We start from the raw sequence: 15,850 nt of genomic DNA, 5'->3' as shown, positions 1-15,850 counted from the left end.
CCATTAGAGGATCTCAAGGCGGTCCCCCGACGTAATTCCGCTATCAAGCAGGGTATCATAACCTGAACATACAAACTCTTTATTCTTGACCCGCACCCAATATCCATCTTTAGGTGCAGTGGCAATATCCTTTACCTGCCATACAATTTCCACAACCTTCTTGATGGAGCGGTAATTCGAGACTTGCAAGTCAAATACTTCCCCTGTATACCTGTTTAAATCGATCGTAAGTTGAATATATATGGAAACCACCTCTTTTAAAAGCAAAAAAGCACCACGATCTTCATTAAGAGTCGCAGCGCTTTTTCCTAGAAAATTCTTTATCTCTTTGACCTAATGATTATCCGCGAATTTGACTGGCAATCTGATTATCTGTATCTTCAAGGATTTGAGCTGATTTATTCAATTGTTGAGAAACTTCATTCAACAAGCGTGCCATATCCATGAATGAAGGCTTCAATTCTTCATATTGCCCGATGAAAGCCTCACTCGAAGAACCTTCCCAAATACCTGCTAAATGATCTCTCATTTTATCTAAACGACCAATGATATCCGTTACCTGTTGGCTCTCATTATCATATTGCCTAGCTACATCTTTCAGTTCCGAAGGTGTTACGCGAATTTGTGACATAGAAAAACTCCTCCTATCTTATATAGTACATTTTAATAGAACCATACATTTTCTGCCATATAAATAAAAACAAAGTCGAAAAATGGTAAATTATGATTATGGAAAAAACCTAAATATGGGATTATGAAAGTCTATGTACCTGTTTTCCCGGATCATTAAACATTTATTTGAATGAATTTTATTTTTTTACCTTTTCATGGTAAAAAAAAAGTTCCTTATGCCCAATTTTTTTGGACCTTTACTAAAATGGAGGGATTCCTTCAAATCTCTATGAAATTAATCAAACGATTGATTAATATTTGAAAAACCAATCGAAAGGATATCCAAATATACGAAAATCCTTTTTTCAAAGCAAAATAAACTATTTTTAATACATGGATTTCAGCTGTGCGACTTAGTTAATGGAGATCCTTATCACATGATCAAGTCCTCATATAACCCGTTCCAAAAAGTGTTTCACAAACCGATCCGCTTGCACTTTCGTACAGACGCGGATTCCAGGACCGCTAACCTGTTGGCCTATTGTCCTGCCTGTTTCTTCGCCTTCGGTCACAACCTTGACGTTCATCATTTCTGCACTTACAAAACTTGAATCAATCGCAACCCCGACTGCAAGTGGATCATGAAGGGCGCAACCGCCCAAACCTGGATGGGAGGTTTCATAAGCTTTCATATAATAATCGGTCATTTCCGCTAAAAATCGGGCGCTCTCCTTACCAGTTGCCCGCCATTCATCAAGCTTCGATTTCAAAAGATATGTTTGCAGTGTCACATCAAGTCCCACTAGGGTGATTGGCAGTCCGGATGAAAATACATGATCAGCCGCTTCAGGATCGGATACTATGTTCGCTTCAGCATAAGGCGTTACATTTCCTTGTACGTTTACAGCACCGCCCATAATAACCACCTCTTTTACTAAGGACATGATTTTCGGGGCTTTTTTAATCGCCATTGCGATGTTAGTCAGTGGTCCTACTGCAATAACCGTAATTTCTTGCGGTCGGCTTTTCACTTGTTCGATAATGAAATCTGATGCATTCCCTTTTGATGCTTTAATAGTTGGTTCAAACTGAAGGGTATTTCCTAATCCGTCTTCCCCATGGACATGCTTGGGATATTTCTTCTTCTTTCCGCGTACCAATGTTTGACCGGCTCCTTCAAAAACCGGAATGCGCCTATTTAATTTTTCCAAAACGGCCAGTGTATTACGGGTCGATTCAACAACGGGTACGTTACCAAAGCAAGTGGTAAACCCCAGCACTTCCAATTCTGGTGAATTTAATGCATATGCCATCGCCATGGCATCATCAATCCCAGTATCAACATCAAATATGATTGGTTTCAATATTTCCAACACCCTCCAGAATTACATTTTTGTGCCACCAAATATTAATCTCCTTTCTCAATAGAGAATAAATAGCTTTCTACACGTTTCATATCTTTTTGTATGAAAACATATTCGTGAAAGGCCATACTAAAATAAGCCCACCAAATTCTAATTTTTTTGAAGGACGTAAATGTACTATGTCGTTATTTTAACTGGTTATGCAGTTTGTTGTTCTGATGGATCGATTGTATAGCCTTTCTTTTTTAGGTATTCGATCATTTTTAATTCTTTGTTCATTTGTTTTTCTTCAAGGTAATTTGAGCCTAGTTCATGATAGGGTTCTCCTGTTTTTAAGATGTTGTAAGCAATCGTCAAAAGTAAATGAGCAGAAGCAATTCGGCCCTTCATTTTTCCCTGTCGTTTGGTAATCCTTTTTCGATGTGAAGCAATTCGATTATTTTGCCTTGAGGTTGCCAGTACACACTCTACAGCCATCGTTTTTAATGCTTTGTTACCTTGTGTGGTTTTACTCGTTTTTTTTTACCAGCACTTTCGTAATTTCCGGGACTCACACCAGCCCAAGAGGCAAGATGTTTAGCTGACTTAAATACGGACATATCAACGCCCATCTCTGCAATAAAAGTAGCTGCGGCAGCTTTGTTCACACCAGGTATTCCATCCAATAATTCTACTTCCTTACGATAGGGGGACAGGAGTTGATCGATTTGTTTTTCCAATTCTTCTATGGCTTTTTCTAAATAACTCATATGCTCCCAATGGTAACGCAACATATCACGATGATGACGGCGAATACGACCATTAATTGCACTGGCAATGTCAGTAATACTTGCTTTTGTTCGCCAATCCACCATTTTTCGAAGACCATCGGTCTCTATTTTTTCACCGTTTAGAATCGCTTCAAGGATACGGCGTCCCGATACACCAAAAATGTCTGATAGTACGGATGTTAGCTTGATATTAGCATCTTGAAGAATTTTGTGAATGCGATTCTGCTCTGAAGTGCGATGATGAATCAATTTTTTTCGATAACGAGTAAGATCTCGTAAATCACGAATATCCTCTGGTGGTACAAAATTGCTTTCAATAAGTCCACATCTTAGAAGCTTGGCAAGCCATTCGGCATCTTTCACATCAGTTTTACGCCCTGGAACATTTTTGACATGTCTGGCATTGGCAAGAACAAGGTGAAAAGAACCTTCAAGTATATTCCATATTGGTTTCCAATAGACTCCGGTACTTTCCATCACAACATCGGATACCTGAAGTGTAGCTAGCCAATCACTTAAAGCCAAGAGTCCCGTTGTTGTAGTTGAAAACGTTTCAATAGAGGTTTTTGGCTTTTTATCTAATGGACCAAATAGTACACAGGCTACTACTGTTTCTTGGTGTACATCTAGGCCAGCACACCGTTCAATCATTGCTTCCATAGGAGAATCACCTCAAAAAAAGATTAACAATACATATGACAGGAGATTTGTTACAAAAATTTTTGTATACGTACTTGTAGTACACTAAATGGTTCTTCCATACTGTCACAACCAGTTTCTTATACAGGGTATCTTCCTTAAGATCCACCAAAAAAAGTCCAGCCTGGTTGTATTGTTATCATCCATTATTGTCAAGGGTTTAATGGGTTAGACTTTATTTTTGGGTAAAGAGCAGGTTTTCGTGCTAGATGGTGGCGGCGAGAATCGCCGCCATAGAAGTTTCTTATGTATCAGGAAACACTATTTTCCAACTGAATTTTAACATTCAATTATAGGCAGTTCCACAAAATTTTAAGAATATTCATAATTCCCAAACAATGAAGAAGCCTGCCAGTTCATGTATCTACTAGTAAAAATAGTTGACCGCTTATAAATATCAATGATATAAAAAAGGGAAATGAAGAAGTAGGGCCCTTATTCCTTTTTAACTTGTTCAATGCTATTACCCAAACTAGAGAGTGTTCTCTAAAGGTAGTTATATTACATGCGGCTGACGAAGGTGGATAAAGGATGAAAATGTTTAGGTTAATCGAAGATGATCCTTCTACGTATAAAAAGGGGACAAATTTTTTTTTAATATCGCATTCAGAATTCATAGGTGTGAAAAGTTATGTATTACTAGCTGAAGATTTGAAAGGAAAGATCGAAGTAACGGAAGAAGAATTGAAGAGTAAATTCGTTTCCATACATTGATCTTTCGTATAACTGAAAAAACGAGGGGATTTCATTTCTGAAATCCCCTCGTTTTTCTTATTTTAAATCTTCAATTGAATCAATATCGACGTAATCCGGTACAACCAGTCCATTCTTTGTTCCTTTTAAGTTTGGTCCAAGGTCAACCATATCATCTTTATACTTATTATAGTATTCAAGATGTGTACCAGGAAGCCATGCAGCCACCATTGCGTCCGCACTTCCGTTTGCAACGCCGGCAAACATTGGTCCCACTTCAACTTGACTTAATGTTACGTCATAACCATTCTGTTCCAGAACCTTGCCAATTACATTTGTACTGGCAATTTCAGTGTCCCATGCAACATAAACCAGTTTGATTTTTTCACCATTTCCTGATTTAGCACCTTTAGTCCACTTTGACACTTTGTCCGGATTTTCGCTTATCCATTTTTCTGCCGCTTCTGAAGGAGACATCCCTTCAGTGACTTTGACCATTACATCTTCCATATCTTCAGTTTTCCAGAAGAATTGATCAATAATTTTATAAGCGCCGGGCGCATCCTGTTCGAGGCCTTTTCTGGCAATCGAATTAATATTTTCAGCCCCGCCAAAGGATTTTTTCGGATCTTTGAGATATTTCAAGTCATATTTCGAGAACATCCAATGCGGTGACCATCCAGTAACGATGATCGGTTCTTTTTTATCAATTGCTTTTTTCAATTCAGCAACCATTGCCGCCGAAGATCCTTCAACCAACTTCCAATCATCCAACTTATAATCACCTATAGCCGTTTTAGTCAACTTCATCAATCCTGCTCCAGGTTCAATTCCGATGATTTCATAATTGGTTTTGGCAGCAAAACTGTTTTTATCCCCGTTCACAGCTTTTTCTTTTGTAAAAGTACCGAACAGTGCAGTCCCTACAACAAGTAAAGCTAATATTGTAAAAATGATTTTCCTGCTAACGATATGCTCGTAAGCTGGCTTACGAAGGTTTTGCGTGATACGATCTAGAATGATTGCAATGATTACGATGGATAATCCTGCTTCAAATCCTTGTCCTACATTAATTTGGCTGACAGCCCGATAGACATCTGCACCAAGCCCGGGTGCTCCAACCAATGAAGCTGTAACAACCATGGATAATGCAAGCATGATGCTTTGGTTAACTCCTGCCATAATCGTTGGAGTAGCCAATGGTATTTGTACCTTGAATAACTTTTGGCTGCTTGTTGAACCAAAAGCATCCGATGCTTCAATTAAATCATTAGGCACTTCCTGAATCCCAAGATTGGTCATACGGATTGTCGGTGCGATTGCGAAAATGAATGACGCGATGATCCCCGGCACTACCCCTATTCCAAAGAATAATATTGAAGGAATCAAATAAACGAACGCAGGCATCGTTTGCATGAAATCCAAAATTGGGGTTACGATCTTACGCACCGTTTTATTTTGGGCACACCATATTCCGATCGGTATCCCGATCAGTATGGTTAGGAATCCTGACAATATAACGATAGCAAGTGTTTGGATGCTTGATTCCCAATAACCAAGATTATCAATCAAAAGTAAGCTAATGAAAGTAAATATTCCCAATGGCCATCTGCTTGTATAAGTAACCAGAAGGGTTAGGACTATAATTAACACGATGGAAGGTCCAGCACTCATTACATCGACCAGGATATTCAGTAGACCCTCAATCACATTCGTAATAAGTGTAAATAATCCAGCAAATACAATAGTTATCCAATCCACTAAAGAATCGACCCAAGCTCCTAGTGGTATTTTTGTCATATTCATTGAATTATTCACTCTCCATTTCATTCAAGGAATCTTTATTTCCTGCTAAAGCACCAATCACGGCACCGCGAAGCAGAATTCCTTTAATTCTTTTCTGTTCATCAATCACTGAGATTGGCAAGCTTGAAGTTGCCATCACATCCATGAGGTTACCAAGTAATTCATCCTCTTTTACAGTTGGGATATCGGTTGACATCACTTCAGAAATCGATTGGTTATTGCTCATTGCCTGACGAGCCTGTTCTGCAGTCACTGCCCCCAATAATTTCTGCTTTCTATCCACAACAAAAATGCTGGAATACCCTTGTTTACGCATGATTTCCAATGCAACCCTCGGACCTCTGTCAACTGCGATCTTCTCTGGGCGTATCATTACATGAGAAGCTGTCAGTACTTTTGATAGATCAACATCTTCAACAAACTTCTCGACAAATTCATTAGCTGGATTCATCATGATTTGTTCAGGAGTTCCCAATTGAATCACACTTCCATCTTTCATAAGAGCAATTCTATCCCCTATTCTTAATGCTTCATCAAGATCATGGGTAATGAAAATGATCGTTTTTTTATACTGATCTTGAATTTCAATCAACTCATCCTGCATATCCTTACGTATTAATGGATCAAGAGCACTGAAGGCTTCATCCATCAATAATATGTCCGTATCACTAGCAAGTGCCCGAGCTAATCCAACCCTTTGCTGCATACCACCGCTAAGCTGTGACGGCAGCTGATTTTCGTAGCCTTTCAATCCAACGGCCTCTAGAGCCTTCATCGCTTTTTCATGGCGTTTTGTTGGATCCACTTTTTGAATTTCGAGCCCAAATTCAGCGTTTTCCAATATCGTTTTATGCGGAAATAAAGCAAAGTTCTGAAAAACCATGCTTATTTTCTTTTGCCTGACTTCCCTTAGGCGCGCCGCGTTCATCTTCACGATATCTTCTCCCCCAATTAAGATTTCTCCCAATGTAGGATCGATCAAACGATTGAACATGCGGATTAAAGTGGATTTCCCACTTCCGGATAGACCCATGATGACAAAAATTTCGCCAGGATAAATCTCGAAATTCACATTATTAACTCCGACCGTTTGTCCCGTTTCTTTCAAGATTTCTTTTTTTGTTTTGCCTTGCATCAATAAATCTGTTGCTGCTTTTGGAGATTTGCCAAAAATTTTCGAGACATTTCTGACTTCTACATACGGCTTCATCAAGTCACCTCATTCTAATAGTTGCCCATATGATTCAGTTTTGCTGAATTTCCCCGTTTTATGCGAGTGATGATTATTAATACACAAGTACCTTGAAATAATCGAAATTTTTAAAAACGATTCTACCCATACACTTTTTTCTTCTGTTCTATACCATATTGAGGTAAAAAAAGCGGAATTGACACATATGTGAGTGGCACCTTCTTGCACAGGACCTAATGAACAAAGAAATTACCTATTTTTATTGTTCCCAAGAAGGCATTCTTTACTTGGATTATATATGTGTGATTAATTGAGCATTTCAAGTAGGAAAAGGAGGTGCAATCACAATTGAGGAAACAAGCAGGCACAGCATATACCAACTTTAATATAAACGATTTCCACTTAGAGTTTTCTGTCCAGTCGTTGGACTAAAGATTACCCTCTTAAGTACTTCATTTTCCTTAACCAGGTGGAATGATACTTGCAGTATGACACCATACGCATTGAAAATGATTATGGGATTCCCAATGTGTCTAATTTGAGCATTTCAAGTAGGGAAAAGAGGTGCAATACAACTGAGGAAACTAACAGGCACAGCATATATCAACTGAAATATATTGGTTTTTATTTTAGAGTTTTTTGGTCAGTTCCATCACACGGAATAAACCGTTCTCCCTAAAGTACTTTATTACCTTAACAAACAATGAATATAAATTCAAATGATGTGCGGCGGAATTGTTGAGTATTTATGCTAAGAGTGTGCATCATATGAAAGTGACACCATTCTTCTATAAACGTTGATTTATCAACGTTCATAGCAAAAACTCGGACGTCGAAAACAAATTTTCGGACACACGATTTATCATTTTTTTCAAATGTGAAATTAACTCACAATTGAATACTCTTCACGGATAAAACCAATACAAAAAATATGGCTACTTTAGTTAGTGGATTGCCTTCTTTCAATTAATCTATTCATAGCTTCATCGGCTGTACAAGTTTTCCATTGCTGCAAAGGATTATTAAATAATAAAAAATACAGACCGTGCATTTATAACTACCCCCAGCGTGAACAATCGCTACACTTCTATTGCCTTGCTGTTCATTATCAAGATTTTATATTCAATCGTTTTTTTTGTTATTTTAAAATACTTTTTATGACGTTGTCGGGCAGATAACAACCATATACCCCAAAATCAATATCCCTAACGTCACTAGATTTCTTGTTAAATAAAATTCTCATCTTCACTTATCAATTCATAATTTCTATATACTGTATAGATTCTTTCTATAATTTTTTTCACATGCAGATATGTAAAAAAACCAATTGATTTACCAATCGGTTTTTTTTGTTGAGAATTTAATAACTTATTTCAGCTATACCCTCAGCGATTTGACTTTAGAAAATATAAATACTCTATTCCAGCAGCAGTTATCTTTGTGCCGGCCCGTCCTCTGCCTTTGATCACAAATCCTTCGCCCGCTAAAATATCCAAGCGGCGGCGGATCTGCTGCGTTGACAAGACAATGTCCGAATCTATGCTTTGACTTGATATAAGCTCTCTGCTCGCCGCTTTTCCTTTATCGTTACATTGCTTGATTACTTCCAAAATAAAAGTGCGCTCTTGCATTTCCAGCATACTTTCACACGCGGAGTATTTCGAAATCACACTTTCTCCCGCTTGTCCGTGCATGAACGGAAGGTCCCTTTTCATCAATACATTTCCCTCACAGACCGTCAGCATGTAATCAATAGTACTTTTCAGCTCTCTTATATTGCCGGGCCACTCATATTGCATGAAATATTCCAGTACGTCTTGCTCTACCTTTACCCACTTCCCACTCTTTGTGATGAGATGCTTAATCAAAAGTGGGATATCCGCTCTTCTCTCATTGAGTGGCGGAATGCGGAGATTAAGTACATTCAGCCGGTAAAATAAGTCTGTTCTGAACGAACCGTCCCGCATCTTTCCTTGAAGATCCTTATTCGTTGCTGTAATCAACCGAACATTAATGGGTATGATTCTTCTGCCGCCAATCCTTCGAATTTCCCCCTCCTGCAGAACTCGCAGCAGATGTGATTGAACTGTGAGACTTATGTCGCCAATTTCATCCAAGAAGATAGTCCCGTTATCCGCCAATTCAAACAAACCTTTCCTGCCTCCCCTTTGCGCTCCTGTAAATGTCCCTTCTTCATAGCCGAACAATTCACTTTCAAGCAAAGTTTCTGTTAATGCGCTGCAGTTCACAGCGAGAAACGGCCCGTTTTTTCGCATTGAATGCTCATGAATAGCATGCGCAAACAGTTCCTTTCCTGTTCCTGTATCACCCTGAATCAAAATCGGATGCCCCGACAAGGCAAGCTTCTTGGCGATCTGCTTACGTTCTTTCATTACTTCATGCTCGCCGATAATATCATGAAAGCTGTATTTCGTATAAAACCCCTTATTTCGCATTTCCCTTTGTGCCGTCTTTTCAATTTCAACGGCTTGATGTACACTCTTGAAGGTTGCGACAATTGTATTTTCTTTCTCCATTTGTAATCGAAAAATGACGACATCCATGCCATCTATATCGAAGAACTTGCTTGCATCCCTACCGTTCATGATGAAATCGGTAATATCCCGGCTATGCATTACTTCCTTCATATACTTTTTAACTACATCTTGTGGATCAACATGAAACAATGCCGCAAGCCTATTATTGAATACTGTAATCTGCCCTTCCTCGTTAACGACCAATATTCCATCATCGACAGTTCCCAGCACATTTTGGATGTGCTCGCTCATCCGCTTGGCATCCCGCTCTGCATATAACAGCCTACGTTGTAATTCAATGATATTCCTAATGTACCTTTCTGAAATCCTCGAGGATATATCCTTGTTCAAACCGCAGCGTTCTACAACTTCTAAAATTGTTGTCATGTCAAAAAGTCGCACACCTATATCGATTACTTCTTTTATGTATGAGGGACAAAGATTTGTTTCTCCTGGTGTAACTGCAATATGAACATCCTCATAAAACAAACTCCCCTTCCGAAAAGGGATGAATTGAACATGATCGACACCAAGCTGATATAAGGATTCAATAAGACTTATTGTTGCCTCATCAACATCATTCACCACCAGAACTGTTAAGCCTTCAGGTATTCTTAATAGTTTATCAATGTATTCATGATGAACCGTTCTCTTTCCCACAATTATTTTCTCGGCATTTATGCTATAAATGTCGTTTGTTTTATCATAAGCAGCATCTGATGAATACAAGATTATTGTATCTTCCAGAGACTCCGGTAATCCCTCATCGGCAGAATGGCTTTTAATATGAACATAGTCTCCAAGCAATTGTTCCAGCTGTTCCTGCAAGGCTTGCTTTGTTTTTGCACTTCCCGCTATAAGCGTAAGTGAGGATTTTGACATAAAAGCACCTACCTATCGTTAAATTGGTTCTATTATATCACCAAAAAGAACCAATAATGACCTTAAACTCTAATCCAACCATAAAGTTTTCATAATAATCAATCTACCAATATTGGCACAGATTTTGCATATTTAAAGCATTGATGTGCCTATGGATTTGAAAAGGAGGAAAACAGCAGAATACGAGAAAAAAAGTTGATAGTGTCTATTCAGGAATTATTTTGTAAGCGTTTTAGTTCCATGCATTTATTTTAAAGACAAAGGAGAGACACTTATGAGCCAAATTGAAGAGAAGGTTGTTTCGCTTGGAACATCAGGGAAAAAAGAGAGAAAAATCAATGTTTTTGTACTGCTGCTCTGCATTCTCGCAATAGCAACGCTATTCACTTACATTTTGCCGGCCGGGGAATATGCACGAATTGAAGCGGATGGACGGACAACTGTAGACGCCAATTCTTTTAAATGGATAGAATCTGCACCAGTCGGATTGTTCGATATGATAAAAGCTATTCACACAGGAATGGTAGAAGCCGGAAATATTATCTTTTTCTTATTGATTATCGGAGGGTTTTTCGGTGTTTTAAGAGCAACAGGTACGGTTGATGTACTTATCGGGACAATGGCTCGGAAGTTGGCGAAGCGTGAAAAGCTATTGATTCCTGTCGTGATGCTGTTTTTCGCAGTAGGCGGCTCCTTAATGGGGATGGCAGAAGAAACACTGGCATATCTTCCTCTTATCATTCCCCTGGCGTTGGCTCTGGGATTCGATACAATTACAGGAACCGCCATTGTCATAGTAGGGGTAATGTCAGGGTTTACGACAGCCGTCATGAATCCATTCACAGTAGGACTTGCCCAAGGAATCTCAGAATTGCCGATGTTCTCAGGAATGGGGTTCCGCCTTATTTTATTTGTTATTGTCTATCTGGTTTCCGTTCTTTATATCTATCGTTACGCAATGAAGGTAAAGAAAAATCCTTATATAGGAATCTACGGAAAATATACAAAAGAAGAAGCGAAAAACCTGCTGCAATCAGGTGCGAAATTAACAGCGAGACACAAGTTCATCTTAGTAGCTTTTTTAATTAACTATATCGTCTTGGCGTTTGGAGTCATCAAGTTCCAATGGTACATGACAGAAATCGCTGCCTTATTCATTGTATTGACAATCGTAATTGGAATCATCGGAAAACTGTCTGCAGATCACATTGTCAACTCCTTTACTAATGGATCTGCAGCCTTGCTCGGCGGCGCTTTGATAATCGGCGTATCACGCGCCATTCTTGTTGTATTGAATGAGGGCCATATCGTCGACCCTATGCTGCATCAAGTAGCTGAATCTATCCAGCATATCCCCGCCTTTTTAAGCGTTGCTGGCATGTACAGCTTCCAAACTCTTATCCATTTTATTCTAGCGTCCGGCACCGGTCATGCGATGCTGACAATGCCAATTATGGTGCCGCTCGCAGACTTATTGGATATTACACGCCAAACTGCAGTGTTGTCTTTCTCTTTCGCGGACGGAATCGGAAATATGATTTTCCCGACCGCTACCACCTTAATGGCGGGCTTAGCAATCGCAGGCATTTCTTGGACAAAGTGGGCGAAGTGGATTTTGCCGCTGGTGCTCATTCAATATCTCATCGGATTAGTAGCTGTTATCATAGCCCACTTCATCGGGTATGGTCCATTCTGATAGCAGTATTTACAGGAGGAGAAACGAATTGCTTACTTTAATTAAAAATGGCGAGATATACTCACCCAATTACTTAGGACGGAAGGACATATTGATTACAAATGATAAAATCGCATTTATAGATGACAGAATCGAGATTCCTGACAACTTTGCCCCTATTCAAATCATTGATGCGGCTAATCTTTTCGTTGTTCCGGGTTTTATAGATTCACATGTTCATATTATTGGTGGAGGCGGCGAGGGAGGATTCAAAACCCGCACCCCCGAGCTGATGCTCACTGATATTACAACTTCAGGTATTACAACGCTGGTCGGCTTACTTGGTACGGACGGAACTACACGTAGAATGGAAAGCCTTCTTGCCAAGGCGCGGGCGCTTGAAGAAGAGGGTATTTCCTGCTTCATTCATACTGGCTCCTATCAAGTGCCAGTAAAAACATTGACGGGAAAAATCGAGGACGATATTATTTTAATCGATAAAATTATCGGTGTTGGAGAGATTGCAATCTCCGACCATAGATCATCAGAACCCACATTTGAGGAATTGACTAAAGTCGCCTCAGCGGCACGCAATGGCGGTATCCTGTCAGGAAAAGCTGGGATATTAGAAGTTCATGTAGGGGACGGAGATGGAAAGCTTTCCTTGCTGCATGAAATTTTAGATAAAACCAACATTCCAATTAGGCAGCTCCATCCGACACATATCAATCGAAATGGGGAATTATTCAGGGCTGGAATTGATTACGCGAAGAGAGGCGGATACGTAGACTTTACCACAAGTACCATTCCTTTGTTTTTGGAAGAAGGCGAAGTGAAGTGCAGCATAGGCTTGCGCCTGATGCTTGAAGAAGGGGTTCCAGTCGGGCACATAACCTTCTCTTCAGACGGACAAGCAAGCCTTCCCTTCTTTAACAGCCATGGGGAGTATGCAGGCCTACAAGTTGGAAAAGTATCCTCGCTATATCACGAAGTCCGTGATTCTGTTTTAAAGGAAGGCATCCCGTTGGAAACGGCACTGAAGGTCATCACCACCAATCCCGCACAAGTACTAAAGCTTTCGAGCAAGGGCAGCATCCAAACCGGGAAGGATGCTGATATTGTATTGTTGCAAAAGGATACATTGACAATTGATACTGTAATTGCAAGAGGACAAGTGATGGTAGAAAAGATGGCTCCGCTTATAAAAGGAACGTTTGAATGAGGGAGTGACTTTAATGCCAGGGAAAAATCACCACTGTCACGGCGGAAGTTATCAACAAAGTGGATTTTTTAGGTAATCGGTAATGACATACAACTTGAGTTGTATGTCATGGAGCCTGTTCTTGTCTTCAGCCCGCTTCAATCTACCAGCATTATGTACAGCTCTATCTATATTGAGTAAATACTATATTGAAGCTATTGCTGCAAATGAAGAGATCCGTGGAAAACTGCGTTGGTATCATCACGGCAACCAGTCTTCATATCGGCCATGAGACAGCTTTCCGTAGTGCTCGCGAAGCTACCTTCGGCAAAAGAAAAGTCCGTGAGCTGTGTATGAAGCTGGGGTTCTCAAAAAGAGGAACGGGATGTCATTATGAATTATTATGAAATGACTCATCCCGAGATTTGCAGGTGTGCATCCATTGTCCAGAACATAAGATACAGCAAGTATTTGAAAGTACTTTAGGGTTTGTTAAGAAATATAAAATAGAGATTTCCTGTTAACTTGGAGATTATGCAGCCAATCAAACAATTATGAGTACATTCTTTTTTTTGCAACTTCACCCCTGGTGAAGTTGCTGTCTTTATACCCTAGCACTTAGTTTAATGATGACTATTAATATCCTCCTTCGTAAACTTGGAAAACATGAAAATCATAATTCAAACTAAATTTATATATTATTGTCAACTTCAATTTTCTTGACTAATTTGGTCTACTATTTGAATGATGTCCTGATCCTCGCTTATTACTCCTTTATCAAAAAACAACCTCGTGTTAAATCGGTAGGATATGTGCTCTGATGACAAGGCAGCGGAAATCGGCAACTGGAATGAAAATGGAATAAGGATTTCCTGCTCCTCCTCTATAAATTTTGTTGTCAGTATGGTTGTGGTATCAAAAATCCGTTGCACATTATTCACCTTGTCTAATTGCACTAAGTCACACTCCAACCGTTTTATTTTTTGCTCACAGATTCCTCCTATTATGGAGAATTCACCTGTTATCCGTTCTCCCAACCCATACTTTACCTTAGGCAATTTAAGATCGATTACAGCTTTTCCTATTCCTAATTGTGACAGATATCTTCTCAACAACAAGTTGTTTTCCCTCCTGGAATTTTACTACAACAATTAAAAATGATTAATGTTTGGTATCTAAGTTACTCATCCCCATCACCGAAAAAGCCACCAAAATCTTCAAACTGTTCTTCCACATCAAACATATCTTCTTCTATTCCAAGGGCATCAGTAGCCCCTTCTAGCACCCCATCCATATCTAAACCATCTATCATTTCGCTAAGCAGCATGCCACCCAATACTCCTGCGGCTAATCCTCCAACCATTCCCCCAACACCACTGAATTTATTTCCTGTAGGTGAATATTGATCATGATAAGAAAATGGACGCGTGAACAATTGAGGCTGTTCCACTACCTCTGCAATTTGTTGCTGTAAAAAATGGGTAAGCTCTTGATGTTCCTCTAACAGTCTATGATCAATAACAAATTCCCGTTTGGCTTCAATTTCTCGATTCCCATTTTGACAATCGATTTCCATAAACACCTGCTCTACGGCTTCTTTTGAAGAAATCCGTATCTCCAATTCATTGATCTGGCCGGCAAATTGCGCTGTTGGAAAGAATGAAAATTCCTGTCCATAGGCATCCACTTTTCCTGAAGTAGGTTGTTCTCGAAAACCGAGCTTACTTAGTGAGTTGAAAATGGCTTCTAGTTCCTTTGGAGCCTTAAGGACCAATGCATCTACATCAATGTGATCCAATCCACCTTGAATATCTAGGTGAGTATCGAAAAAGTAAGAAATCGAACCTCTTGTTAAAGGAAGATCTTGCGGGATTTTGTAAGTGAAATCAAAATGTTTCTCTTCCTTTTCCTTAATTGTAAACGGACCGCTTAAAGGTACAGATGACACTTTTTTCGTGACAGTTTCCCCACGTTTTGTCCTCACTTTAATCATGAAGCCAACTGCTAACTGGTTAATTTGTTGTTCCACTTCTCCGCCATGTAAAATTACTTCCCCTTTTAGTGTCTCACCAGCATAATAAGAACGGTTTTCGTAGCGTAAATCAACAGTTGCTGCACCTTTCCCTAACTTAGCCATAAACTTCTTAAACATTCGGTTCATTTCTCCTTTAATTTCCATTAGTCTGTTATGATCATTTCACTTTCGCTTGAAACCCTATCAATTTATACGAATATATAGCTCTTAAAGTTTCATTTACATTCTAAGATTGCCCTCTTGAATATTATATGTGCCTAATCTGCCCCTTTAAATTAAGAAAAAAACTATTAATCTTTATCTTTTTAACAATCTGATAACCAATAAAATATTATCCATGGAAGAATGACCCATTCAATTATATTAGTAATTGCATATTATGAG

General features: G+C 39.2%; 13 protein-coding genes. 3 read left to right on the top strand and 10 right to left on the bottom strand.

From position 1 onward, the window contains the following. Positions 1 to 3 precede the first annotated feature (3 nt). The 5 genes from UP17_RS01830 to UP17_RS01815 all read right to left on the bottom strand — a co-directional run bounded on the left by UP17_RS01830 (position 4) and on the right by UP17_RS01815 (position 3,406). Positions 4 to 243, bottom strand: a complete 240-nt coding sequence (locus UP17_RS01830) for an ESX secretion system protein YukD (protein WP_061465940.1) — start codon at positions 241 to 243, stop codon at positions 4 to 6. A 97-nt stretch (positions 244 to 340) separates the two neighbouring features. Next, positions 341 to 631 carry a WXG100 family type VII secretion target gene (locus UP17_RS01825; protein ID WP_061461250.1) on the bottom strand — a complete coding sequence of 97 codons (291 nt, stop codon included), beginning with the start codon at positions 629 to 631 and terminating at the stop codon, positions 341 to 343. Positions 632 to 1,061: 430 nt separating this feature from the next. After that, on the bottom strand, positions 1,062 to 1,976 hold the full coding sequence (locus UP17_RS01820; protein ID WP_061465939.1) for a nucleoside hydrolase: 915 nt from the start codon (positions 1,974 to 1,976) through the stop codon (positions 1,062 to 1,064). 198 nt (positions 1,977 to 2,174) lie between these two features. After that, positions 2,175 to 2,453, bottom strand: a complete 279-nt coding sequence (locus UP17_RS28515; RefSeq protein WP_250211739.1) for a hypothetical protein — start codon at positions 2,451 to 2,453, stop codon at positions 2,175 to 2,177. Positions 2,454 to 2,458: 5 nt separating this feature from the next. Then, positions 2,459 to 3,406, bottom strand: coding sequence for an IS110 family RNA-guided transposase (locus UP17_RS01815; RefSeq protein ID WP_250211738.1), 948 nt, complete (start codon positions 3,404 to 3,406; stop codon positions 2,459 to 2,461). Between the two features lie 570 nt (positions 3,407 to 3,976). Between UP17_RS01815 and UP17_RS01810 the strand changes: the two genes are divergently transcribed. After that, positions 3,977 to 4,159, top strand: a complete 183-nt coding sequence (locus UP17_RS01810; RefSeq protein WP_061461249.1) for a hypothetical protein — start codon at positions 3,977 to 3,979, stop codon at positions 4,157 to 4,159. Positions 4,160 to 4,216: 57 nt separating this feature from the next. On the opposite strand, the gene UP17_RS01805 is transcribed toward UP17_RS01810, so the two are convergent. From UP17_RS01805 to UP17_RS01795, 3 genes are all read right to left on the bottom strand, one after another. Further along, complete coding sequence (locus tag UP17_RS01805; protein WP_061461248.1) at positions 4,217 to 5,944, bottom strand: glycine betaine ABC transporter substrate-binding protein; 1,728 nt, start codon at positions 5,942 to 5,944, stop codon at positions 4,217 to 4,219. Positions 5,945 to 5,948: 4 nt separating this feature from the next. Continuing rightward, a complete protein-coding gene (locus tag UP17_RS01800) occupies positions 5,949 to 7,154 on the bottom strand; it encodes a quaternary amine ABC transporter ATP-binding protein (RefSeq protein WP_061461247.1) in 1,206 nt (401 codons plus the stop codon). Between the two features lie 1,367 nt (positions 7,155 to 8,521). Next, positions 8,522 to 10,555 (bottom strand): sigma-54 interaction domain-containing protein, encoded by a 2,034-nt coding sequence (locus tag UP17_RS01795; protein WP_061461246.1) that lies wholly within the window; start codon positions 10,553 to 10,555, stop codon positions 8,522 to 8,524. Positions 10,556 to 10,829: 274 nt separating this feature from the next. On the opposite strand from UP17_RS01795, the gene UP17_RS01790 reads away from it, so the two are divergent. Both UP17_RS01790 and iadA read left to right on the top strand, forming a co-directional pair. Further along, positions 10,830 to 12,251, top strand: coding sequence for a YfcC family protein (locus UP17_RS01790; protein ID WP_061461245.1), 1,422 nt, complete (start codon positions 10,830 to 10,832; stop codon positions 12,249 to 12,251). 28 nt (positions 12,252 to 12,279) lie between these two features. Next, the gene (gene iadA / locus UP17_RS01785; RefSeq protein WP_061461244.1) at positions 12,280 to 13,452 is read left to right on the top strand and encodes a beta-aspartyl-peptidase; all 1,173 of its coding nucleotides are present in this window, start codon (positions 12,280 to 12,282) and stop codon (positions 13,450 to 13,452) included. A 689-nt stretch (positions 13,453 to 14,141) separates the two neighbouring features. Here the strand turns inward: iadA and UP17_RS01780 are convergent. Both UP17_RS01780 and UP17_RS01775 read right to left on the bottom strand, forming a co-directional pair. Beyond that, a complete protein-coding gene (locus tag UP17_RS01780) occupies positions 14,142 to 14,549 on the bottom strand; it encodes a sporulation protein (protein WP_061461243.1) in 408 nt (135 codons plus the stop codon). Positions 14,550 to 14,611: 62 nt separating this feature from the next. After that, entirely contained in the window at positions 14,612 to 15,583 is a 972-nt protein-coding gene (locus UP17_RS01775; RefSeq protein ID WP_061461242.1) for a sporulation protein, read from the bottom strand. Between the last annotated feature and the right edge of the window lie 267 nt (positions 15,584 to 15,850).

This window comes from Peribacillus simplex (genome assembly GCF_001578185.1).
Classification (GTDB): domain Bacteria; phylum Bacillota; class Bacilli; order Bacillales; family DSM-1321; genus Peribacillus; species Peribacillus simplex_A.
This window is presented reverse-complemented; position numbering and strand designations above follow the sequence as displayed.